Source organism: Brevibacillus laterosporus (assembly GCA_007833815.1).
Classification (GTDB): domain Bacteria; phylum Bacillota; class Bacilli; order Brevibacillales; family Brevibacillaceae; genus Brevibacillus_B; species Brevibacillus_B laterosporus_D.
In genome coordinates this window covers 30,899-54,511 of sequence record CP033461.1, presented here as the reverse complement: position 1 = coordinate 54,511, position 23,613 = coordinate 30,899, and the positions used below count along the sequence as shown (strand labels likewise).

The window sequence follows — 23,613 nt, the reverse complement described above, 5'->3', positions numbered from 1 at the left end:
TTATAAACTCTTGCAATATTCATCTAACGTCATGTTTTTGCTGTTAAGCCATTCTTCAGGGAACATTTTATCTTGGAGATATGTGTACAACTCCCTTAAATCACCTATACCAGAATAGTTCCTCTCGCTGCTGTAATAACAAGAAGAGCTTGGTGCAGCAAAAAATAGATTATGCATTGTACTTAATTGAGTGAGGTCTTTTACATTAGGGAATGAGTTTCCTCCCATACAAACAACTCCATTTGATACATTTGAAAATGGAAATTTAAAAATCTCTGTTTGTCCAAGAACATGTCCTTTGTCTTTGATGGCCAAAATATAGATTTTTTTAATAAAGTTTTCTTTTAAGCGATATCCGAAAAGCAACCTCGGAAACCCAACTTGATCTAATTTACTGTTGTAAAAGGATGTGTCCCATTTTTGCTTTGGAATTTCTATAAATACCAATTGTTCTTTTTGGGCACGGTTAACCCATATATGTTTAATACATTTAGTGGGTAAGTATGGTGTTTCTATCTTGTTATATGGATTACTTAATTTCCTCTTACCAATAATCCTGTGAAATCGTTTCCTTTTAGTTACTCCTACAACTTTATGAGTTTTTAAAGTACTCATTCTCGAATCCATTATTGCTTCGATAAAATCATCAAAACTCATTTTATATTCATCTAAGATAATTCCCTGTTGACTTACCTTTATATGACAAAATGGCGTCCCTTGTAAAAAATCATCGCTAAATTCCACGTTATAATGAGGCATTTTAATAGTCTCCTTTACAAAATTGGTTACAAAACTCATCTATTTTCCGGCGTAACTGTATTAATGTTTCTATAAAATTGCTATAGCATATGGGAGTCTCATGCAATTCTAATGTAAATCCGTTCTCATTCGGACTAATAATCATTTCTGCATCAGTATAATCACAATAGGTTTGATGATAAGGATTAATAAATTTCCCCTGATCTTCTGAGGACTTCATCTCAATTAATTTCTTAAGATTAGTGTCGTGGACAAAAATCCTATGGACACTATAAGTATCATCTACTTCCTCATAGTCAGAGCAGCTTGTAAATAAGATACTGATACTTTTAAAAAGGATTTGGAAACCTGAATAATTACTATAGCTACCATATTCTTCCGTCCAATTGGAAAGAGGCTGTATGTCGTAACCACAGTCGTATAGTATTTTAAGACTCAGTAAATTATCTAGAGAAGCAAAAAGAGTTTGTGTCTCTTCCATCGAAAACATTATTAATCACCTCATATAAAATCATCTTCTGACTCGTAGATTTTCTTTTTTGAATGATGTAAAACGTAATTATTGTTTGTTGACCTACAGTATTCATAAATAGGGTTATACCAAAGCCCATATAAATCATCAATAAGGTCTTCATTGTCTATTCCATGAGTATCTTCAATTAAATTAATAATGTCTTGTTGAGAAAATGAGTCAAAATCTATTAAAGAGACATGAGTGTTTGAATAAAAGTATTCTAATATCCTATATTTTATCTGTGAGGTCATCATTTTCTTAGCTGATTCACTTCTCTTATTTAATTCTTTTCTCAATAAAACTCCGAAGAATTTCAATGGTTATCCCCCTCTATTTATAATGGCCAGGAATCATATTAGAGACCTTTGAAAGAATGTGATCCTGTAATGTAAAAAGGCAGATAACAGGTTTGTTATAGCCTGTCATTTGCCTTTTTGCTGTTGAGATGTTGTTAGTTAACTACTACACCACTTTATATTTAAACCTAATTCACCAATTCAAAGAATACTCAAATCGGAGTTAATGATTGATGACTCGAACCAGATGCCCTGGTTTGATTAGGATATGTCCATCACTACTTTGAATTGTGATTAATTCGTTAGGTTCCGACGATTCATAATGACCTTTTATCCAATCATCTCCAAATTTTACTTCTATATAGGACCCTTTTCGTAAAATTACCGATCCTACGCAATGAGTATGATCATTCTCATTTGAATAAGGAAGTATTTCCCCCTTTGTCATAAACCTTTCTGTTTCAGATATCATTGTATCCTTGTCTACTTTCCAGCTCTTACAAACCAAGTCCTTTTTTCCTGAAAGGGGTTCCAGCCAGTTTGCATTAGAGTGATATTTACGAGTACAGTCTTCAAATAAATCTGCCGTAAATAAAAGCCTAAGCTGATCAAACTCTGGATTATATAAGCACTCCCCAGCTTCTGATTGAGTTTGCTTAATTAATGAAGACCAAATGTAGGTAATAAAATAGTCATTACTTAAAAATTTTGAAGTAGGTAGATTTTGAATATATTCTACTCGCTTTTTACCAATATATGGTCCTGAAAAATCTTCCTTTTGAAAGGCATTGAGATAATCGAAATAAATACAAAATGTACCAAAATGGTATTCGTATATATCTATTTCTCTGCTCATCAACCGATCGATAAAATATTTTACAAAAGTGATTCGATCATGTTTGTCCTTAGTAGGTAGATGAATTTGATTTTTATGTTGAAGGTTATAAAAGAAACTCCTTGGATATTGAAAGGTAAGATTAGAATCGCCTGAATAACTTTCTACAATAACAGGCCACACTTCCCCTAGTTTCTTCCCAATAAAAATACTGTCTAAATGCTCCAGCTTTTCTTTAACTAAGATATTCATAGCCCTATCTCCAATCATATTATTAGATTATTTAAGGTTGTCCTGCTAGTGAAACGCATAGATTCAATATTTAGAGGTACAAAAGTACTGATCCTGTCAATTCCAATCATCCTTTCTCGTTGGTTAAATAAAAAAAGCCATTCTAATCCATATGAAATGGTTTTTAGAATGGCTTTTTTGTATAGTAAGCTCATTTGAGCTTATTACCTTGGTAGTTATTAAAAGCTAATTATGGATACAGCTTCGCTAGGGTCCTATGAAATCCTCTACTGGTTTACGCACATCAGTTTTGGAAAGTTCATACCGCGTGGTGGGTATGTCTTGTCTCAACTTCACTCTCAAGGGAGTCGTTAAGGGTATGTCTGATTAATAATCAGTTGGGCTTATTCTCTTCTCTAGGCTACTATGAGAGCGTAGGAAGTCTATAAGCATAGGTCTGATGCGTTTCCACATTCAGTTATACCGTTTGACTCTGCCAATTACGGTATGCCCCTTCATTCTTTTAAGTTGTGCTGGCTTACAAGAATACTTTAGAGGACTTATTAATGTTGTCATTTTAGCAAGAAAGGCTTAAATTTTCAAGTAAGTAGTGGTTAGCTACAAAACACAGGCTGGAAAATCTAAGAATTGATATGTCTGGATTCTATTTATAAAATAATGAATAAATACTATCCAACCGAGAGGGGTGCTAATTAATGGTTCAAGAAGTGAGATTTAAAAAAATGGATGAATCTATTTCTCGCCATACTAGCAAAGGTGATAAAATTTTAAGTGATTGTGTCCAACTTGATGGTGCTTTTAGAAAGGTAATTATGACTTTTGGTTCTGACAGTATAAGATCCTCTGTCCATGTTTTACAGAGCTGGGAATGGAAGATCGGAGAAGAAAAATTCAGTGAGATGGTTATTTCTTTCCAGGATGTTGAAATCATGTCGGCTTATTTTAATAATCAGATGGAGGATGATATTGTATGACAAATCGTGAGGCTATTGGATACATGCTACTGGCTTGTAAACGTGCTGGGATGGATCAGGAAGAAGCAAAGAAACTGTATGGGGAAATGTACTATTTATTTGACGTGAAGACCGAGGAAGAGGCTGATGAGCAAGGTCACGAATGGTATTCTTTCCGTGATGATAATTGATAGATTTCGGTCAAGACCGTCCAAAGTGACTACCAAAATGAGTGGCAAACTACGAATATAGCTTGCTTCTAAAAAAACGTTGTATATCAATTGAAGTGACCCCTTAAAGTAGACATTGGAAAAACCCCCCGAGGTTATCTGGTCAAGCCCCCGTTTTGTAGACAGTAAGAAAAGCCCCGGCCGTTAGGCCGCTAACTGACGCCTAAATTCACTAGGCGTCAGTTTATTTAACTTCACTTGAAGACGTTCTTCGTTGTAAAAATAAATGTAATTTTCAATTCTCCTTTGAGCATCTTGAAGATCTCGTATATCATAGGGATATAGGGCTTCGGTTTTCAAATGAGAAAAGAAGCTTTCTATCGAGGCATTGTCTAGGCAATTGCCCCGTCGGGACATGCTGATTTGGGCGCCAACCGTAGGCAGCATGTCGTGGTATGCATGGGACGTGTACTGGGAACCTTGGTCGCTGTGAACGATCAAACCAGTCACGTCTTTTTGCATTTCAAATGCTTTCCTAAAAGTCTCTAGAACAAGCGCATTGTCATTTCGAGTACTGATATGATAAGCGATAATCTCATGCGTACATAAATCTTTGATTGCAGAAAGGTAGATACGTTCTTCACCGATGCGATATTGGGTAACGTCAGTTACCCATTTTTGATTAGGCTCTTGAGCGGTAAAATCACGTTTGAGTAAATTATCTGCAACACGTCCATCCGATACCTTTGCTTGATGGGCAGTCATATAGGAACGTTTACGGCGAATGATGGCTTTGAGTCCCAGATTTTGCATGATGCGTAATACTTTCTTATGATTAACCCTACAACCAAATTGGCGTAACAGTTCGGCCTGAATTCGGCGATATCCATATATTCCTTTTCTTTGTTCATAGATCGTTCTGATCCGTTTTTTCATCGATTTATCCCTATACAAGTTTCTAGTAGAGAGGTACTTGTAATAGCCACTTCTCGAAACTCCTAACACCTTACAAACCTCAGTAATTGGATATATTGTAGACAAACTCTCCACAATTCGATACTTCTTCCTTACACCTCCCGCATCCAGATTTCCAAATACTTTTTTAGGATTTCATTCTCGCGCTTCAGTTTTTGGACATATCTATCCTGATCAATATAGGCCTCACGACGTCCGCGTCGATCTAGAAGTCCAAACTCACCCTGTTGTCTGTACTTTCTCATCCACTTTTTTAAGCGATCTTCGTCCTGAATTTCCAAATGCTCTACAATTTGTTTATACGTCCACTTTTCCTCAATGTGTAAACGAATAGCTTCCATTTTCAATGATTCTGGATAACTTTTAAATTTTTGTCCTTTAACCGCCATTGAAAAATACACCCCCTAAAGTCATCGGATAACCTTGGGGCTTTTTCCAATGTCTACTTTAAGGGGTGCACTTTTGCTCCATAGAATGTTTGATAATAAATATCATGGGAAACTTTATAAACACAAAACCCTACACTTTTGAAATCTCCGTATATATCCCGTTTCCTTTTTGTACTTGTGTTGGTTCTTGAGTAGACAAGGGAACTACAATAGCAATATTACCGCCACGATATCAGGAATAACACCAACCAAATTCAATACAAACTACGCTCCAAGTTTAACTTCAATCCCTGTGGATATAGAAAATATTCTTTCATTTGCAATAAAGTTAGATTTCTTTCCAATCCATTCAAAATAATGGCGTACCAAATCTTGCTCTTTTTTAGCCATACGAAAAATCCCCTCCGAGGATAGTGTAGCACCCACCGCTAGGTGAGTGGGCTTTTTACACTGTCTACTCAAAGGGGATAATACCATCAGTTAGCGGCCTAACGGCCGGGGTTTTTCTTACTGTCTACAAAACGGGGTCTTGACCACACCTGAGATACGGGGTTTCTTGGTTATTTGGATGGATCCTCTAGCAGTATGAAATTATTAATATAGCTGTCGGACTTTGAATATATTTTGGTAATTTTACGAGTTTTGAAGTCATAATAGTATAATCCATTTGGTGCCCCGTCTACAGTTACGTCATTATTATTCAGAGTCGTTTTGGGGCTTCCTTTTATGAAAAGTCCTTGTTTGTCAGGAGTAAAATATGCCTCTTCGATTGTACTTAGCTCTGGAATAACAAGTAGCTCTTTTTTGCCTGAATGAAAGTAGTAGAGATACAATTGTTTTTCTTGAAAAACCTTAGAGCCACTTTTTATCAGTGCGACTTCTGTATTTGTTGAGACAGAGAATAATCTGATTACTTCTTTTGCTTTGTATAATTCTCTTTGTTTTATTTGTTCCCCTCGATTCATATCGTATTCGACGACACGATGAGTGGCCGCATCAACGTCAGGTGCTTGTTCTTTCGCTGCTTTTCTGGAAAGTGATCTGCGTTCCTGAGTAGAATAGAGAGTAGCATACAGCTTTTTTGTAAATGGGTTATACATTAGATGTTCTACTGCGGTATCGTCGTCATCTGGGGGAACCCAAAATAATAGTTTTTTTGTTTGTAAGTCATACGAAGCTAATTGGACAGAGGATTTTGTTTTTTCGGCAGCGGCTACAATAATTTGATTTCCCACTGGGATAATATAATTGATTGCAAATAAATTGGTGGTCAATTTCTCCTTCTTTTTCGTAGCTAGATCAAGTTTTACCAATTGGTCGGACCCTGTAGAATCACGTTCGGAATAATAGAGTGACTTAGTATTTAGGTCAACGGCTCCAAGAGGATATTGAGCGGTATCAGGGGTTTTGGCGACTTCTTTTATGATTTTCGTATCTATATCGTATATATAAAAATGGTTTTCACTTTGTTTGTTTGTCAAGGTGAGAGAAAAATAGTCAGAATTGTTATGTTCTACAGCATTTGTGGCTGAGGGCGGAACAGTTGTAGTGTTGGTGGTGCTTGTATTTGGTGTACAGGCATTGATCACTACAGATACAATAAGAATGAACATGTTAAAGATTTTTTTCATCTGGGGGAACCCTCCTTTAACAAGTGACCCTACATTTTTAGATACATGAAAAAGAGATAAGTGTCGTGAAATAATTCGACACTTATCACAAATCAGTTATTGTTGAATAACTTTTTGAAGTATGAGTTACGCTCTAGAGGAGTATCAGGTCTACTTTTCGTAGAAGGTTCTTCCCTCAAATCGACCAGTATTTTTTTTTCTGTCTACGGGAGAATCAAAGTCATCTTCCATTTTTTCAGGCATGATATCTAGGACTGCATTAGGAAGGCCACCAACATCTGCCTTATATACATAGTCAACAATATCATTTTTTAAGTTCCTCACTTTAATCTCCTTATTGAATGTGGGTCTGTCATATTTCATTTTTGTAGCACAATTATCTTTCTTTAATTTTTTTCCGTCCGATCCTTTTTCGCCCATTCCGTCATACCATGATACCCATCCTTCACCTTGAACATATTTATCTGTGATGGTGAGTTTATTGTCGTCCTTACCATAAATATATACACCATTTTTCGGAGGGGTCCAAGAAGCAGCGGCTTTGGACTCGGTATCAACTAAGTTTCCTTTGGCATCAATGATCTTTGTAGGTAACCCCATTCCGTCATAATAAATGGTCATTCCAGGCTCAGGTTTCGGTAATACTGGCTCGTCCAAATAAAAAACAGGCAGTGATTCCGCATCTTTTTTTACTTTTTCAAAAATTGCTGTTTCTTCTTCAAGTAGTTTTTGATTTTGATTTTGCTTATTTTCTTTAACAAGAGATGTACGCTTTACACTATCATTAAATTGGTACTTATGGACGATCATCTCATTATTTTTATCATACGTAACAATCGTTCCTGGTTCCATGGTCTCTGGGATGCTTGGATTAGCAAATACTGAATATGGTACTACCATTAAACCACCTAAAACTGACATCGTTAAAACAGAAGCCACAACTTTGTTATGTAGTTTCATGGATTTCTAATCTCCTTTTGATAGAATTTGATACTCTTCAGACTATTTAGATAGTAGTGCAAACAATTGAGAACGTAAACATTAGAAAAGGTGGGAATTATGAGTGAAGAACAAAATTGTTGAGACACTTTGGTATGGATTTTTAGCTGGTTTATGCCTAAATATTTTATTTTTAAGTAGGCAAGAATCTGTAGAAGTAAAGGGTACCTATACAATTACAGTTTTGACATTAGATGAATACATCTTCAAAATTTTAAGGTATTCAATCTGGTTTGCTTTAATCATTGGGGCCATTTACTTCCTGTACTGTAAATTTAGAAAACAATAAAAGACTACCCTCAAATATAATTAATATTGTATTTGAGGACCCCCAGTTTGCTTGAAGCCGTACATGCTTGCTAAGGATCGAGTATTTTTTTGATATCACCACCTTTCTTTTCACCCACATCCCTTCCAATTATTACTATAAACCACTATTCAGAAAAACACATACTGAGAAATATGGTAATAATTACAAAAAAACAGCGCTAGATCATTCTATTCTCGCTAATTCTATTTCCACATTCGTTACCTTACTAGCTATGATTGTTTATATAAACAATATAAAAAGGAGCGAATAAAGTCGCTCCTCATCTGACATTTTAGCCTCCTATCCCATGATGTTAGTGAAGCCTTTTATCTTCTGCCATTCTACTCGCCCCATCATTTAATACCTCCTCCATCATTTTTTTATACTCTCTTTTTTGTTGATCTGTTGCGTGATATCTATGTGCTTCAAACAGTGCTGCACATTGTACCATCATCTCTTGATTGTTCGTAACTATGGATAAATCTAGACATCGAAGTGTATTTATTATCCCCTTCTCAGAACGATCATTTTGAAAGTGATACCTAGCCAGATCATATCGAAACCGAAGATGACGACCTATATCAATTGGATCATGCGAGTCATGGAAGCAACTTATTTCTTCTGAAAATCGCTCTAGTAGACTATCTATTAGAAAACCGTGTATGCTGGCTGACTCCACAATTGTCACTAAACCAAATAATATTTCTGTAGGATGATCTTCAAGGTATTTGATGTAGTCAGCAAGGACACTTGTATTTCCCATGAGTATATCTAATCTATACGTAATTGCTGTTGCCAGCAGCCTAAACTTATCGACATCTGCTTGTCCAGCTTTATCAAGAAGTCCAAACCGACTGAGGTCAGCATAGCCAGAAACAAATTCTTTTGCTTCTTCATATAGTCCTTGTTTTTCCAATGCCTCAGACTTTAAGAGGTACCCCTGCCCATAATAAACAACTAAACAACTTTCTAAATGAAAGTGGCTAGCTTCTCTATTCTTTTTACGTTTCTCGTGTCGATAAATCAAAGTAGCCAATTTTATTAATTCGCCGGCATACTTCTCTACTTTTTTCCATTGGTGCAAGGAAAGGCATTTATTAGCGAGTAGTAAAAGTGCGTCTAATTGATAATGCTCAGATAGTCTTTTTCGATAGGATTCAAATCGAATAACCGACTTCCTAATTTCCTCAATATCTGCTTCCTCTGATATTCGGAACAAACGATAATGACTCATAATAAATTGCTCTGAGTGGTTGTCTTTCACGTTATCAATAACGAGCTGGTAAAAGGAGACTGACTCTTTGTGCTTCCCTTTGTGAAATAACCGCTCCGCCACAATAAAGAGAATTTCTACATTTTTACGACGCTCCAATAAAATTGAAACAACAGGATCAATGCAGTCATGCCTGCCCATCTCAGCAGGTAAGACCCCACTCTTCTCCTTGATACCACCCCCTTTGGAAAACATTCGTCTATATACAATTCATACAGCCATCCAACCGGCTCTTCAAATACATTCGCAATAGCATCTAGTTGTGCAATCGTTAATGCTCGATAAGACCTCCCCTTCAAAAACGAGCTCAGATGTGCTTGATTGATATGGGTCAATGCGCTGAGTTGAGTGAGTGTATAGTTCTCCAGTTTTATACGTTTTTCTATCTCCGACCTCAGTGATCGCCCGCTAACATCAGGGCTGGGAGTAACCATGTGCAACACCCCTTGAACTGAATAGTTTTATATTGGCCATAGTAGCACTCGTATGATTAATTATTTTTTTACTGATTGCCTCGCTTGTGTAATCAGATATTTTGTTTATAGAGACTTCCTCCTTTTGCATTCCTTTTTTATCTAAATTTTTCGTTGTTGTAAAATCAATCAAAGGGTTTGAATCGGCCCATACCAGCATAATAGATCCCCCTAAAAACCAATTGTCGATTAACTACTATTTCCTTTCCCGAAGTAGCAGCTCAGGATTATTTTTATGTCCGAACATGTTTCTCGATTTTCTGAACAGAAACGATATATTTATCTAACAGCTGACTTAACTCTAAGACTGCTGGACTTGAAAATGACCCTTCTTTACAATACAAAAAAACTAGCATTTCTCGTAAAACTTCTGTTTCTTTTAATAGCTGCTCAGGTTCGAAATTTTCCACTTTTTCTCCGAATAAATGAGTGGTAAAATTACCCTGAGTAACATATTTTGTTGCTTGTAGCTGAGGACGTTTCTTAGAGCTGGCAGGCATACAGAAACGTCCTTTTTTCACATTGTTGTAAAGAGTATACACGTAAAAACACCCCCTCCATTTTACCTTGTGTGCATTATTTTACCATCCCGTCCTATAAATTCTTCTTTTTTAAAAAAACGTAGCACGCTATTCCAATTACGACAAAATTTTCCACGACTTTCACAAAAAAAGAAGAGAAGTTAGCGACTTTATTACGTTCTAATGGTCCATGAAAATAAAAATGCAGACAAACTGATAGTTTGTCTACATCACATTTGCGTCTATTTAACTTCTTGTTTGTTTGTTCCGTCTTTTTTAACACGATGTAGGTTCTCTTTTTGCCCCCCTTCCCAATAAAAAACCCATTCTTTTGCTATGTTAAGTCGTTCTACTGTATCATCTAAAATCTTTGTTCTGTTGGTACCATCTACCTTAATTTTGTATAATTTGTTATGGTCCGAATCATTGCTGTAATAGATCCAATCGTTATCAACTATAACTGAATTAATTTCATCATCAGTTAGTTTCGTCCTTTTTGTACCATCTATTTGCATTTTATACAGCTTGAAGTCGTCCGAACTGTTTGCGTAATACAACCAACCATTTGAGTAGTTTAGAAAGTTAACATTGTCATCACTTATTTTCTTTTTATCGCTTCCATCGTTCTTGATTCGATAGAAGGCACTATCATCATTGCCATTACGATAATAAATATATGGCTCCAATACCAATAGCTGCTCTGAATAGTCATCTGTAATTCGTTGTTTACCAGACCCATCCGTTTTCATTTTATACATAACAGGTGTATATCCCGAATAGTCAGAGTAGTAGATCCAGTCATTCACTACATTAATATAACCTGATGGTTCCCTGTTTAATTGGGTTTTTGAAGTGCCGTCCGTTTTAATTTTATACATTATGGCGTCTTTGTCTAATGCTCGATAGTAAATCCAATCACCCACAACATTGATATCATAAGCCTGATCATCTGTGATTTTTTTAGGATTTGATCCATCTTCCTTCTGCTTGTACAACTTATTTTGATCATTTGTGTTAGCATAGTAAATCCAATCATCCTTTGTACTAATAAATCCCATGTTGGTAATATTCCCAACAGTATTCCCCACCGATTTGTTACTTACCTCACTCGAACTGGTACATCCCGAAAGATTTACAGCAACTAGGATCAGCGTAAAGAATGAGCTTATTGCTCTCATATTTCCCTCCTAAAAATAATTTCCCCTTGAGTTGGAGGTCCAAGGGGAAATTGTATTATCTACTGATCAGATGTTTCTTCGCTGTACTGTTCATTGTACGGATTGGGAACAAAGCCATCTTCATCCACAGTTGATCTGACATCTAGACTTCTTGGTTGTTCAACATAATTAAGAGGATCTACGGGATCAGAATTATTCGAAGTATCCGGTTCCTTGGAAGATTCCCGTGTTTCAAAATGTAGATGAACTCCTGTTACTTGACCGGTGTCTCCCATCACGCCCACTTTTGTTCCTTTTGAAACCTCTTCTTTTTTCTTTACGCTTGGCTTTTTGCTCAGATGTGCATATCTAGTTTGAACCCAATCATTTCTTCTCAGTTCATGATTAATATACACTACGTTTCCATAGCTACTAGACTCTTCAGAACGAACAACCGTCCCTCGATAAGCTGCTACGACTTTGTCGCCTGAAACTCCTCTTTCCACAGGGGCAATGTCCAGTCCAGCATGCAACACTCTCTTCCCCGTAAAAGGATCTGTTCGATATCCAAAATCACTATTTATTTTACTAGAATCTGGCACAGGCCATTTAAACAGAAATGTACCGGGATCTTCTTTATTAGGTTCCATGTGAGCATGTGCAGAAGAAATAACCGTAAGAATAGATGCAATGGAGAGAATACTTGCAATAAGCTTTTTCTTTTTCATTTTCATAACAACCTTTCTTAATTAATAATATTACCAGCAAAGTATTTATTTGTAAATATTTAACATACAATGAATCTTCCTAATGACTGAAGTGATAGAATTACCTAGTAATATTTCTAGTTGAGGACATTTCTATGAGCTGGCAGGCATACGGAACGTCCTTTTATTGAATATTGTGTAAGGCACCACTAATAACACCCCCTCCTCTCTGCCTTTGTGTATTATTTTACCATCACGTCCTATAAATTCCTTTTATTTCGAAAAACGTAGCACGGTCATTTAATTTCGACAAAATTCTACATGTTTATCACAAAAAAAAAAGACGCTAAATTAATAGCGTCCATAAAACCTTATTGTCAATGACCCGGATCATAATGATTCTGTTGTATGCTGTATAGTCCTATTTTTTTTGAAGGAGTATCCCCTTTACTAGCCGCATAGTCAACAGAAGGAAAAATAATTACTGCAAATGCTAACGTCAATACCGATATTACTTTTTTCATTGAACCCACTCCTTTTTAATCATCTTATTATCAATAATACCATTATATACCTTTTTTAACTTTTCAAACAATAATGTCGATTTAGAATGCAAGGGCTGGTTTGAAAGTATGACGTTCATACATTCTACAATTTCTTGGTATGAACTAATCTCTCCATACGCTTTTAAACTGTTAATGTAGCTATCTATACCATCCTCTAATAAACCAATGCTGACTTGGTAAGATCCCTTATACCCATAGTATCTTCCAAGGGAACTAAATTTATATGGTGTATTTGTGTTAAGAAATAATCTCTCTTCTTCGGCGAATATCTTAGAGATGGCGCCCATATCTTCTAGCTCAAAATATATCTCTAATAGTTCGTTAACTACATATATTCGAGCATGTTCACTAATCTCTTGTAGGGATTCATTTAGCAATGGTATAGCTACATCAAATTCTCTTTTCTTTGCTTTCACGATTGCACTTTCCAGTTTAGTTGCCTCAGCGACAAAATTATAGTTAAACTTCTTGAATGTATCTAAGTGCAATTCTACTGTAGAATAGTCACCCAAATTAGATAACGAATTAATCATAGCTAAATATGCTCTAGCCTTCAGCTCTGTGTCACTTTTTTCTAATGAAATACCGGCTTCGCATAGCTCAATGCACTCTGGATATTTCTTGATATTATGCGCATGTAATGCCATTCTAAAATAAAAAATGATTTTCTCTTCATCAGACAGAAAATCAACATAGTGTAAGCCCTCTTCTCCCACTTTAAACGATTCCTCTAACCGTTTTAAGTCTCCTCTCTCGATAAGATATTTTTGATATAATCCCTTGGCTATATACTTTGGCACACCATGTTGTCTGGCGTACTTGACAATAACACTGTATATCGCTAACTTTGATTCATTGTCAGCGACAGTACCAGTAAGATTATACAGATGTTCTAATATTACATATGTATCTTCATGAGGAGATTCCACGATCTGTTGCGCCACTTTGCTGATTAGTGAATTGTTCGAAATTTCAATCGCCTCAAGAAGTAAGCCATCTAAAATTTCGATTCGCCGTTCCACCTCAATGTAGCATTCTATGACACCTTCATAGGAAAGTTTTAGCACATCCGCTATTGACTTCAATGTTCTCAACTCTGGGCGCTTCGTCTCTCCACTTTCTATATAGCCAATAACTCCTTTGCTTACCCCAGTTCTTCTAGATAATTCTGATATGCTTATTCCCAATTCTGTTCTTTTATCTTTTATCAGTTCCCCCAATGTTGTGAAAGTTAGACTTTCGGCCATAAAAATCCCCTTTCTTTATTTATCAAGTAGCGTCATTTTATTTTCATATTACCTTTATTGTATAATTTTGTAAATAACAAAAAGATTTTTTTTATCAATTTGTTATTTCTTAAATAGAATAATTTAAACAGATAGTTTAGATAAAAAAAGATATCTAAATGCGGATACATCATGTCAAACTACATCGGTCAAATGATTCAAAACTCCATAAAAGTTGCCGATATCTCCAATCCACAGAAGATTACCGGCATCAATATAAACCTTGTGGAACATGTATACAAAATAATAAAAAAAATTGTACTATGTACAAATTGTACATTTAAAATTATAAAAATAACATGGTTTGTGCAATCTCATACTACCCCTTTTAGCTCAAAGACTATCCAGTTTATACATCAATATTTGTTTATTTAGCTAAAAGGGGATAGGAAAATAAATCCTTGTATAATATTTCCCTTTATGTACAATTAGTACATAGTACAAAAATAGAAAGCAAGGTGACCCCCATGTCAGAACGAGAAAGTACGGGGTTTTTGATCAAACAAAGGGCCTTTCTTAAGCTATATTTGATTACAATGGTAGAAAAGAAAAATGGTTATGCCCTTCAGATGCTCGATTTTTTACAACATGATTTCAAAAACCTTGGATACAGACCTAATCATGCTGAAATTTATCGTTCTCTTGATGATCTTGTGGAAGATGGTATTTTGTACCGTATAAAAAAACCTCAACCAAATATGAATTCCAAGCATAAAGAGGTCGTTTATTATCATTTTGTTTCAAACGGCGGTTATGAAGCCGCAATGCGTTATAAGACAAATGTAAAAACAGACTTAGACAGATGTATTGGGATTTTACGAAAAGCTGTTGCAGATAATTATTAATACAGATAAATATCTTTTAGAACTAGCCCGATTTTCATTTAGGGGTAATCGTCAGGAAAATTGCAAGCCAAAAATGAACATGGAGTATGGCTGATTTTGATTGAAGATCATTCTTGAGACTCCCACGGCTAAAGCCGCAAGCTGACACCTTCGGTATCATTGGGATTCTTGGGTGGTAGTCGGTCGTGCATTTCTGCTAACCGTAGTTCCCCCAAGTTCAGGGCTGTCTCATCAGCCCGTCCTAAGACAGTGCATATAGCATCTTAGGCTGACAGACTGTTACCATCTGCCACAGGTTGATTCATGATATTGATCGCTCCAACCTGATCACGATGAGCGTTGAATCCGCATGAACATTCGTACCTTCTATCTTTCACTTTGTTCTTCTTTGCACAGGTAGGACAAGATTGAGAAGTGTAGGCAGGATTTACCTCCACAACCTTTATGCCGACAATATTTGCTTTGTAGGAGATGAATTGTTGAAGCTGATAAAAAGTCCAACTATGCAGATTCTTTGCGTTTTTGCGGCTTGTTCTTGCCGTCTTGCGAATATTCTCTAGTCGTTCAAGCTTGATTATTGACACACCTTCCTGAATGGCTGTATCGACAATTTGCCGACTAATCTTATGGTTTTGATCTTTTATCCAACGTTGCTCTTTATTACCGAGCTTACGAATGGCAGACAATTTTTTGAGTTTACCTAATGTACGTCTACGTTGTTGGTGCTTTCTTCGTATGTACTTGTTTTGTCTGCCGTTTCCAAAGAATCGGGTTTTACCTGTAGAAGTGACAGAAACAGCAGGAACTTTCAAACCAAGATCAATACCCATGATGTTTTCGTTGTTTGTTACGCTTGTAGGTACTTCTACCGAAATTTGAGCGTACCATTTCCCTGACTTTTCGACGATACGCAGCAATCCAAGTTTGGCTTTTCTTAACAGTTCCATATCTCTGCTAGTCGCTGTAGCACGAAACGCTGTTTTCTTCGTCTTTTTATCTACAACGATAGGGAAAGCAACTGTATTTTCGGATACCGTGTAGTTTTGATTGTTAACGAAATATACAGATTTTTTAAGAATTGGACGAACACCAAGTTTCTTGATTTTACTGAAAACACTTTTGGCATCACGAATCGCTTGATTACAAACGGCAGACGGAAGAATTGTTTCTACATCTTTTGTAGTCATTTTCGGAAATGCCCCTAGTTGTTCAGCCCGTTTGGTTAGTTGATTGACTACCCGAATGTACTCATTTCCTAATTGACGTAGAATGGCTGGTTGATCAGGAAATATGCGTATCTTAACGGTTAAAGCTTGCATGTGTTCACCCCCTTTTCTTTTGTTCTTCAACATAACGCTTTACTGTTTCGCTTGATACGTTTCCTGCTGTACTAACGAAAAAAGAACGTGTCCACAGACTAGGCAAATGAGCAAGATGCTCAAACTCCTGCCTTACTATTCGAGAGGTCACTCCCTTCACTTTTGCCATTACGTCTGATGGAGAATCGGTGGGAAGACAGTTCAGGAACAGATGGACATGATCGGGCATAACCTCCATTGCCACAATAAGCCAGCTATTCTGATGGCATATTTCAGCCAATAACTCCTTGAATCGAATTTCCACTTGTTTTACTAACACTTTTCTTCGATAACGAGGGCAGAAAACAAAATGATAGTTAATGAAAGATACTGTTGTAGTTGTACGTCTATATTCTTGTCCCATAAAACAATTGTATCAATTTAATTGTACAACTGCAGCAATTGAACGAAAAGAAAAGTACACGCACATGTGCTAGGTGTTTGCCCTGCCTATCCCATGAAGGGATGTTCTGGCAAAGCCGTCTTTCATCCCACGATTAAAACCGTGGGCTTTCAGTCGGCAATTACTGTAATCTTCACTTATCTTTTTCAATTTTTTAGCTGGTCCTGATGACAGAAAGCCATCGACTATTTCAACAAGCTTTCGAGAACCTCTATCTCGTACATTTTAGTGAAAATTTCCCTTTTTATATGATCTTGCTCCCATTGCTTGTTAACAATGCGTTTCCTGTATATCATTCGATAATAATCTTTTTGACAGTAGTAACACACACGTTTATAACCTTCCCTGTTTCCCTCTAACACAGGTTCAAAGCACGATATATGTACTTCTTCTTTACAATGAGTACATCGGCGTGTCGTTCTATATAAATTGTACTTTCTGATATTGTACTTTTTGTACAGATACTTTACCCTTCTTACGTTAACATCTAATATTTGAGCTATATTATTTTGTGTAGTTAATTTCGCCAATACCGTAATCACTTCTGGCTCCGTTTTACCTTCTATGCTTAATTGCTCTACATATCGTTTTAGCTGTGCATTATCCATCCATTTAAACTCCTATCAGCTTTTTTGTACTTTTCGATACCATAAGTACATTTTTCTATCAGTCTACCCGTCGGCTGATGGATGAATACCATTCTTTATAGGAGAAAGATAAGCAGCGATGGTCGAAATTCCGTATTGTAACAGCAGTAGCAACTTTTAGTAGGGTGAGCTGCGTGCAGCAACCAGGACTTTTTTGCTGAAAAAGACGAACGATTTTCAACCTGGTTTATTGGCCAACTTGCCAAAAAGCGAACTTAGCAGAAAAATGGAGCTAGGGCAAGATCCTTCCTTTTGGATCAAACCGCCTAATTGTCCACGATGAATGGACTTTTTTTGGTATTCAAAAAGAGCTAATCGCTGTAAACAGCAAAAAACGCCCGAATTTGGTGATTCGGACGCTTGTTTACAAGCTTTAGGGCTTATGTGCATAAGAGATGAGATGGCACGTTGGTTATGATGATTCTCAGATAAAAAAGATGGACCAGCTAGCAGCAACAGTCACGATTTTTTCTTTATTAAATCTAAAATAACAACAAAAACTAATAGAAAAACAGAGTACAATAAAGGCTTAACATAGCTAGATTCTGCGAAAATATAGTAAGATGCCACAAAGTTGACTATGAAAAAAAGTAAGTTTTTTATGATGTATCCTATCTTAGAAGAAAGCATCTATTATTGTCGACTCTCTTATATCAGTATCATACGATCCTCCAGAATCATTTGAATTTTTAGTGACTCTCATCCCTTTTTTGATCTCATAGTCGCCAATGAAATACCCATTCATATCAAACTTGCCTGGTCCCACTTCTCGGTAATAGTATTTAATAAAAGTATACAAGTCTTCTGTATCACTAGTTACGAAGTAATATCCGCTAAACCCACCGGCTGCTACAGCAACAAGTTCTTTCCATGAAATTGTTATATTTCTCGCCCATGCTGTAAAGGTAGCTACAAAAGCTGTTTTTGTTGCTGCTGTAAATTTTTTCGATTTTGTAACGTCATGAGCTCTCATATGAACCCAACTAGTAGGATAAGAAGTAGCAGCAACAGCAGATAATTGAGACTCCGAATTCAGTAAATTATTGGCTTCACTTACAACTTCGGATGTCGGTTCATTAAGCTTAATACTGCCATCTACAATTTCGAAATCAATATTGTTGTCTTTAAGCACATTTATAACTCGTTCATTGGGTACAGGGCCCGCTTTTTCACTGTCTGAGGCTGCAGAAGCCATCGGAACACCGGAAACAAGGCAAAGACAAAAAACAAGGAAAAGCAAAGATATCTTTTTCATGAATACTACCTCCCACTCTATTTTAAGTCCTCGCTGACTGAACGTGCTCTATCATTTATGGTAAATTTACCCATGAGATTTGTCAAGAGCGTGGATTCTGGAGTTTTACTAGGTTATAATTATATATAATATAGAATAAACCGAACCGATCTATTTCCTTTATAAACACCGTGTCACCTGCTTGTAGAACACGTTTAAGCAATTTATAGTCAGGACGTTCAAAATCTTTTCCACTAGCTTTGTCCACGAATATAAATTCAGGTTTAATACCAATATCTTCCATAACCTTTATTTGTCTATCTTCGTTCTGATCCTTCGCAGACACGCGAACATAAGCGTATTCCCTTGCCAAATTAATCCCCCTCCATTTTATGATTGACCTTATAGGACAATAGGCGTAAAAAGGAGGTTCTCGTATGGAAGTTGTCATGTGTGTCTGCTGTCATAGCAAAACTTCGACTGTTTACAAACGGACCATCTTGGCATTAAAACAACGGCTTGAAGCCTGAAGTGATTGAGAAGTATGCGCGCCGTGCCGAACGACTCATCGCTATCCAGGATGCACTAGGTCGTTGGGCTGATGGGTTCGATATAGTAAATTAAAGCTTGAGAGGAGCATGGTGTATGTGCATTGATGAATCTATGGATACAGAAGCGGGATTCAGCTCTAAATCTGCTTTGGAAATACGTTTAATAATGAAAGAGCAAGGTTGGGACTCAAGGGACACACTTTGCACGACAGGTTGGAAAAATGGATACGTTTATAGTGTTTGGTTCGAAAGATATGATTGGCATGGTAGAAATACTCTGGGTTTAACAGGGCATCACGTATGTTTTCATAAACACACTAACAACCTAAAAAGCATCGATGAAATTACTAAATGTTGTGCAGAGCAGGCTCTAAAAGCATTTGAAGAATACTTAGATTGCGTCCCTTTTCAAAATGCAAATGGCGAAACGGCTAAAGATATAATGCTTGGAGATTGGAACAATCCTAAAGTATTAATAAACAAACCGAAGAAGGAATAAAACGATGAAAAAGATAATTCAAATATAAACCTGGAGTGGAAAAATCCGTCTTGATTTCAAAAGAGTTCTTGGAAGTCAACCCCAAGCAATTGGATGAACTAAAAAGTAAATGGGCTGATGGGTTCGACATAGTAAATTAAAGTTGAGAGGAGCATGGTGTGTATGTGCATTGATGAATCTATGTCAGTTATGCAAATCCGGTTGGCTTTGACTGAAAAAGGATGGGGATCGGAAGATAGGATAACCAAATGGGTTGGTACAGATGGATATGGGTATAGCATTTGGTTTCAACGGTGGAATTGGCATGGTGTCCGATTCGGGAATAAGATATGTATTCACGGGCACACAGACGATTTGACAAACTTAGACTGTCTTGTTTACAAAACAGCAGCAAAAGCATTGAAGGCGTGGGAAGATTACAAAGATGCGATTCCCTGCCAAATGTCAGACGGTACGTTGAAAAAGGATCTAATTTTGACTCATTATTTTGAAACAGCTAAAGAGCGTGAATTAACTTTCCCTCTAATGTAGGTTGATTGGTTCCTGTCTTTTTGGAACCCAAACTACAGACATTCTGGATTATGGAACCAAATACGCATACATAAAGTGCGTTACTTTCCCAGTGACTTACGAAATTCTGCTGCCATACAAGGATCACAATTAGTACCTGCATAATAACGAGTACCGCATTTATCGCATTCCCAATAGCCTTGTTCTTTTATTAGTGATAATCGTTTATTGACAACATCAACACTTTTATTGATTTCACTTATCTTTTTCATAGAACATTACCTCCAGATTAGTAAAGTAGGGAGTTGGTTCCTGAATGTATGGAGAATTGATTCCTCGGACATCAGCTTCCGTAAACGTCTATCGTGGGTTCAAAGAATTCAAGAAGTGAGTCCGAAAATAGGTATTATGTAAACAAGCGTCCGAATCCCCATATTCGGGCGTTTTTTGCCTCCATCTAATAGTTGTTTTATCCTACGGAAAAGTTGCGTATATCACTCCGTAACGGTTCGTCACAGATAACCAAGTTTTCGTCTACATTCTCTTTGATCAATCAAACCTTAAATAGCATCATTATTGGCATTTATCCAAATTCCCAAACTTACAACATAATATCAATTAATCTGTTGGTAATCGCGGCACCAAGACCACCGGCGATGTGGTGCCGCCTCTCGCTCCAAACATTGCCTGGCAAAATGGCGCCGCCCTTTTTGTACGTTATCTATATCGATGCCGAAGTGCAGGATCGCCGACGAGCGCTGCCACTTCTACGATATTCGGTTTTGCCAACATCTTGTCTCCTCCTGGACGTTTTGACGTGTGTCATCTTTTGAATATCGTACTACAATTATGATTCGATGGTGGACGAAGTTTCATTGTAAAGCTCCGTAGAAAAAAACGTGATCTACATAGGTGATCTAATCGATTAGACAGCAGTGTCTTGCATTAGGGTTTCTGCCTTCTCACGAACTAGTCTTTCCCATTCTTCTCTCTTTGCTAAATAATCCGGTTCTGAAGGATTTGGCCCTTTGGGTAAATCATGAAAGAAACAATTTAAATGGGCCTCCACTTCACTATCTGAAAAAGTAACTCTCACATCCTGTGTTTTAAATTGCCGAACGCAAATAATGCATTTGTTTATCATTCATTTTCTCTCCCTTTAATTCTTTCTGCGATTTCAAATGCACTATAGCATGTTGTTCAGTTTTAAAATCCATACAAATATTACTATTTTATAAAGAATAAAGTTATTGCAAGTTTTCGATAACTTTTTAATAAGTTTGATATAAAAAAACGTATGTTTATTACGGAATGAACCCTATCTTTTTCTAAATGCCAATAATTACTAACTAATATGTTGTTTTGAAATCATCTTCCTCTTGTTAGCAAGCTGTTCCTAGAAAAGCACTAATCTGCCTCTTCCAGAGGAAAATAAAGTACAAACAATTGTTTTAAGAAAAGTTAAACCACTTCAAAGGGCGGCTGCCATCCCCGTGCTCACAGAGGGCCATATTCACAATCCGTTTTCCCATCGTCGATAGCCACCTCCATTGTGACCCCTCTTGGACGGAGGGATAATTCCATAAGATTACAATATATTATAAATATATATAATATATTAATTGGGTTTTCATAAAGCAAGATGGAATTTAGGAAAGGGGTGCTTTGGAACTTAATAGATTTACATTTTCATTTGCAATTTAAGTATAAGTTAGTAATTAATATTATTATATAAATCATTTATAGAGGGGAGTTAAACATATGAATGATAAAAAAATCATTATCGAGGGAAAAGGATTACCTTGGCATATAATTGCTTCTCAGTATGAATCCTATATCACTAGTCATTTTCATCTAACTGTTGACGACATAGTTGAATTCTTTGGGTGTACATATCTCTATGCTTTAAAAAATATTAGACCTTACGTTGAACATATTTCAATCAATACAGTCGCCAGAAAACTTATCTTCCGCAGCCATAATGAAATATGTGAATGGGAAGAAGAAACCTTGGAATTGGCTAAAAAGAGAATCTTGTTTAATGATGAGGACTTTAGGGATTTTGTAAGGACAAATGTTAAGAAAGAAATAAAGTATGGCCATATCCCTTTCTCTGAGTTTGAAGACAAGGAAGAGTATCAGTTCATCCTGAGGAACTATGATAAAAATAAGGAAACTCCATTTGCAGTGTTAAACAAAGCAGCCAACAAACTATATAAGGAATTCAAAAAAGGAATCGTATCCAAGGAGTTAGAAAGCGTACCAGGAAAGCTTTATAGTTTGAAGGAACTTAAAGAATATATGGGGTATAGACACGATATGGAAGTTCGGAGGCTGGTTGAATCCCGTGGTGCAAACAAGCATTCTTACGGTAATCTTATACGTTATGATGTTAATGAGGTGGTTAGCAACAGCATACCAATTCCGATTGATGTTTATCAGAAAAAACCACATGGCATCTTGGTGAAAGAAATCATAAGTGAATCAAAAGATACTTTGATCAGACGAAAGAAGTAGATAATACCATACTATAAACATTACTAATTATTAAGTTACATATATTTAGAACTTATTAAAAACAGCCGATCTTTCCTTAGCGTACAATTGCTAAAATGTTATACCCTTTTCTCTGTGTATGCAAGCCATGTAGGATTTTGTCGAAATTATATGCCTGTGCTACATTTTTCGAAATAAAAGGAATTTATAGGACGGGATGGTAAAATAATTTATAACAAATAGGAGGGAGGACGGCATTATTAGGAGAGTAAATACCTTGCAAAATCGTGAAAAAGGACACTCCTGTATTCCCAGCTCTTAGAACGTCAAAAATCAGGTGCAGCTGTATTGTTTTACAACTCAGCAGTCTCGGCAAGTACATTGTGAGTGTCTAAAAAATGTTAAAATTAGTTAAAGGAGGAACTTCAATGAGTAAGAAACGCACTTTTAAAGTGGGATTAGTACTTTTTTCTACTGTAGCCTCTCTGTCATTTATTACAACAAGTGCATTCGCAGATTTCATGGGTGGCCAATGGAATTTATCCGTAGTTCGCTATGAAAATTATAATTTGGATAAAAAATATGGCAATTTGTTATGGTCTGCCGCTGAATATTGGAATGGCATCAGCTCAAATATAGATTTTTATCCAAGCGATAAAAACAAACCGGCACAAGTAAAAGTCAAACATCCAACCAAAGATGTAGACGCTCAACTTACGTGGCTGGGGACGTACGGTCTGGGAGTACCTCAAGATAAAAAAGGAAACCTCGGAACACCGTACGTATCGGCAGAAATCACTATTGTCAGAGGTATGTGTGACAAACTCAATACAGATGATACAATAAACGCAATGGCACATGAAATAGGTCACGTTTTAGGCTTGGCACATACAACTAAAAGTAGTGTCGAATCTTTGATGGATCCCGATGACGTTTTTGATGTGGATGGTCCTACAAAGTACGATAAAGACAACTTGCGTTCACTGTACGGAAAATAAAAGGAA

General features: G+C 36.5%; 26 protein-coding genes and 2 pseudogenes. 8 read left to right on the top strand and 20 right to left on the bottom strand.

Features of this window, described 5'->3' with window-relative positions:
• The 4 genes from EEL30_00305 to EEL30_00290 all read right to left on the bottom strand — a co-directional run bounded on the left by EEL30_00305 (position 1) and on the right by EEL30_00290 (position 2,656).
• On the bottom strand, positions 1-798 hold the full coding sequence (locus EEL30_00305) for a hypothetical protein (GenBank protein QDX90959.1): 798 nt from the start codon (positions 796-798) through the stop codon (positions 1-3).
• The gene (locus tag EEL30_00300) at positions 761-1,249 is read right to left on the bottom strand and encodes a hypothetical protein (GenBank protein ID QDX90958.1); all 489 of its coding nucleotides are present in this window, start codon (positions 1,247-1,249) and stop codon (positions 761-763) included. The genes EEL30_00305 and EEL30_00300 overlap by 38 nt, the downstream gene beginning before the upstream one ends.
• A gap of 11 nt (positions 1,250-1,260) precedes the next feature.
• Entirely contained in the window at positions 1,261-1,590 is a 330-nt protein-coding gene (locus EEL30_00295; protein QDX90957.1) for a hypothetical protein, read from the bottom strand.
• Positions 1,591-1,792: 202 nt separating this feature from the next.
• Complete coding sequence (locus EEL30_00290; GenBank protein QDX90956.1) at positions 1,793-2,656, bottom strand: hypothetical protein; 864 nt, start codon at positions 2,654-2,656, stop codon at positions 1,793-1,795.
• Positions 2,657-3,351: 695 nt separating this feature from the next.
• On the opposite strand from EEL30_00290, the gene EEL30_00285 reads away from it, so the two are divergent.
• Complete coding sequence (locus tag EEL30_00285; GenBank protein ID QDX90955.1) at positions 3,352-3,630, top strand: hypothetical protein; 279 nt, start codon at positions 3,352-3,354, stop codon at positions 3,628-3,630.
• 353 nt (positions 3,631-3,983) lie between these two features.
• Here the strand turns inward: EEL30_00285 and EEL30_00280 are convergent, their stop codons facing one another.
• The 4 genes from EEL30_00280 to EEL30_00265 form a co-directional block, all read right to left on the bottom strand.
• Positions 3,984-4,865 carry an IS3 family transposase gene (locus tag EEL30_00280; GenBank protein QDX90954.1) on the bottom strand — a complete coding sequence of 294 codons (882 nt, stop codon included), beginning with the start codon at positions 4,863-4,865 and terminating at the stop codon, positions 3,984-3,986.
• A complete protein-coding gene (locus EEL30_00275) occupies positions 4,847-5,143 on the bottom strand; it encodes a helix-turn-helix domain-containing protein (protein QDX90953.1) in 297 nt (98 codons plus the stop codon). Before EEL30_00275 ends, EEL30_00280 begins: the two co-directional genes overlap by 19 nt.
• A gap of 560 nt (positions 5,144-5,703) precedes the next feature.
• A complete protein-coding gene (locus EEL30_00270) occupies positions 5,704-6,774 on the bottom strand; it encodes a hypothetical protein (protein ID QDX90952.1) in 1,071 nt (356 codons plus the stop codon).
• Between the two features lie 150 nt (positions 6,775-6,924).
• The gene (locus tag EEL30_00265; protein ID QDX90951.1) at positions 6,925-7,734 is read right to left on the bottom strand and encodes a hypothetical protein; all 810 of its coding nucleotides are present in this window, start codon (positions 7,732-7,734) and stop codon (positions 6,925-6,927) included.
• 103 nt (positions 7,735-7,837) lie between these two features.
• Between EEL30_00265 and EEL30_00260 the strand changes: the two genes are divergently transcribed.
• Entirely contained in the window at positions 7,838-8,062 is a 225-nt protein-coding gene (locus tag EEL30_00260) for a hypothetical protein (protein ID QDX90950.1), read from the top strand.
• A gap of 334 nt (positions 8,063-8,396) precedes the next feature.
• Here EEL30_00260 and EEL30_00255 read toward each other — a convergent pair.
• The 6 genes and pseudogenes from EEL30_00255 to EEL30_00230 all read right to left on the bottom strand — a co-directional run bounded on the left by EEL30_00255 (position 8,397) and on the right by EEL30_00230 (position 14,027).
• Positions 8,397-9,790, bottom strand: a pseudogene (locus tag EEL30_00255) (XRE family transcriptional regulator).
• Complete coding sequence (locus tag EEL30_00250) at positions 9,771-9,989, bottom strand: hypothetical protein (protein ID QDX90949.1); 219 nt, start codon at positions 9,987-9,989, stop codon at positions 9,771-9,773. The pseudogene EEL30_00255 and the gene EEL30_00250 overlap by 20 nt, the downstream one beginning before the upstream one ends.
• Before the next feature lie 73 nt (positions 9,990-10,062).
• Positions 10,063-10,329 (bottom strand): aspartyl-phosphate phosphatase Spo0E family protein, encoded by a 267-nt coding sequence (locus EEL30_00245; GenBank protein ID QDX91030.1) that lies wholly within the window; start codon positions 10,327-10,329, stop codon positions 10,063-10,065.
• 263 nt (positions 10,330-10,592) lie between these two features.
• Positions 10,593-11,528 carry a DUF5050 domain-containing protein gene (locus tag EEL30_00240; GenBank protein QDX90948.1) on the bottom strand — a complete coding sequence of 312 codons (936 nt, stop codon included), beginning with the start codon at positions 11,526-11,528 and terminating at the stop codon, positions 10,593-10,595.
• A 59-nt stretch (positions 11,529-11,587) separates the two neighbouring features.
• On the bottom strand, positions 11,588-12,241 hold the full coding sequence (locus EEL30_00235; protein ID QDX90947.1) for a M23 family metallopeptidase: 654 nt from the start codon (positions 12,239-12,241) through the stop codon (positions 11,588-11,590).
• 493 nt (positions 12,242-12,734) lie between these two features.
• Positions 12,735-14,027 carry a helix-turn-helix domain-containing protein gene (locus EEL30_00230; protein QDX90946.1) on the bottom strand — a complete coding sequence of 431 codons (1,293 nt, stop codon included), beginning with the start codon at positions 14,025-14,027 and terminating at the stop codon, positions 12,735-12,737.
• A 506-nt stretch (positions 14,028-14,533) separates the two neighbouring features.
• Here EEL30_00230 and EEL30_00225 point away from each other — a divergent pair.
• Positions 14,534-14,911: a Replication termination protein gene (locus EEL30_00225; GenBank protein ID QDX90945.1), complete on the top strand. Its 378-nt coding sequence runs from the start codon at positions 14,534-14,536 to the stop codon at positions 14,909-14,911.
• A 263-nt stretch (positions 14,912-15,174) separates the two neighbouring features.
• On the opposite strand, the gene EEL30_00220 is transcribed toward EEL30_00225, so the two are convergent.
• From EEL30_00220 to EEL30_00200, 5 genes are all read right to left on the bottom strand, one after another.
• Positions 15,175-16,230, bottom strand: a complete 1,056-nt coding sequence (locus EEL30_00220) for a transposase (GenBank protein QDX90944.1) — start codon at positions 16,228-16,230, stop codon at positions 15,175-15,177.
• 4 nt (positions 16,231-16,234) lie between these two features.
• A complete protein-coding gene (tnpA, locus tag EEL30_00215; GenBank protein QDX90943.1) occupies positions 16,235-16,633 on the bottom strand; it encodes an IS200/IS605 family transposase in 399 nt (132 codons plus the stop codon).
• A gap of 224 nt (positions 16,634-16,857) precedes the next feature.
• The gene (locus EEL30_00210; GenBank protein QDX90942.1) at positions 16,858-17,280 is read right to left on the bottom strand and encodes a hypothetical protein; all 423 of its coding nucleotides are present in this window, start codon (positions 17,278-17,280) and stop codon (positions 16,858-16,860) included.
• A 655-nt stretch (positions 17,281-17,935) separates the two neighbouring features.
• Positions 17,936-18,574: a hypothetical protein gene (locus tag EEL30_00205; protein ID QDX90941.1), complete on the bottom strand. Its 639-nt coding sequence runs from the start codon at positions 18,572-18,574 to the stop codon at positions 17,936-17,938.
• Positions 18,575-18,656: 82 nt separating this feature from the next.
• Positions 18,657-18,932: a hypothetical protein gene (locus EEL30_00200; protein ID QDX91029.1), complete on the bottom strand. Its 276-nt coding sequence runs from the start codon at positions 18,930-18,932 to the stop codon at positions 18,657-18,659.
• A 140-nt stretch (positions 18,933-19,072) separates the two neighbouring features.
• Here EEL30_00200 and EEL30_00195 point away from each other — a divergent pair.
• The 3 genes and pseudogenes from EEL30_00195 to EEL30_00185 all read left to right on the top strand — a co-directional run bounded on the left by EEL30_00195 (position 19,073) and on the right by EEL30_00185 (position 20,134).
• A pseudogene (locus EEL30_00195) lies at positions 19,073-19,147 on the top strand (oxidoreductase).
• A gap of 69 nt (positions 19,148-19,216) precedes the next feature.
• Complete coding sequence (locus EEL30_00190; protein QDX91028.1) at positions 19,217-19,603, top strand: hypothetical protein; 387 nt, start codon at positions 19,217-19,219, stop codon at positions 19,601-19,603.
• A gap of 162 nt (positions 19,604-19,765) precedes the next feature.
• Entirely contained in the window at positions 19,766-20,134 is a 369-nt protein-coding gene (locus EEL30_00185; GenBank protein QDX90940.1) for a hypothetical protein, read from the top strand.
• A 904-nt stretch (positions 20,135-21,038) separates the two neighbouring features.
• On the opposite strand, the gene EEL30_00180 is transcribed toward EEL30_00185, so the two are convergent.
• Positions 21,039-21,257, bottom strand: coding sequence for a hypothetical protein (locus EEL30_00180; GenBank protein QDX90939.1), 219 nt, complete (start codon positions 21,255-21,257; stop codon positions 21,039-21,041).
• A gap of 617 nt (positions 21,258-21,874) precedes the next feature.
• Here EEL30_00180 and EEL30_00175 point away from each other — a divergent pair.
• Positions 21,875-22,630: a hypothetical protein gene (locus EEL30_00175; protein QDX90938.1), complete on the top strand. Its 756-nt coding sequence runs from the start codon at positions 21,875-21,877 to the stop codon at positions 22,628-22,630.
• A gap of 407 nt (positions 22,631-23,037) precedes the next feature.
• Positions 23,038-23,607 carry a hypothetical protein gene (locus EEL30_00170; GenBank protein ID QDX90937.1) on the top strand — a complete coding sequence of 190 codons (570 nt, stop codon included), beginning with the start codon at positions 23,038-23,040 and terminating at the stop codon, positions 23,605-23,607.
• Positions 23,608-23,613 lie beyond the last annotated feature (6 nt).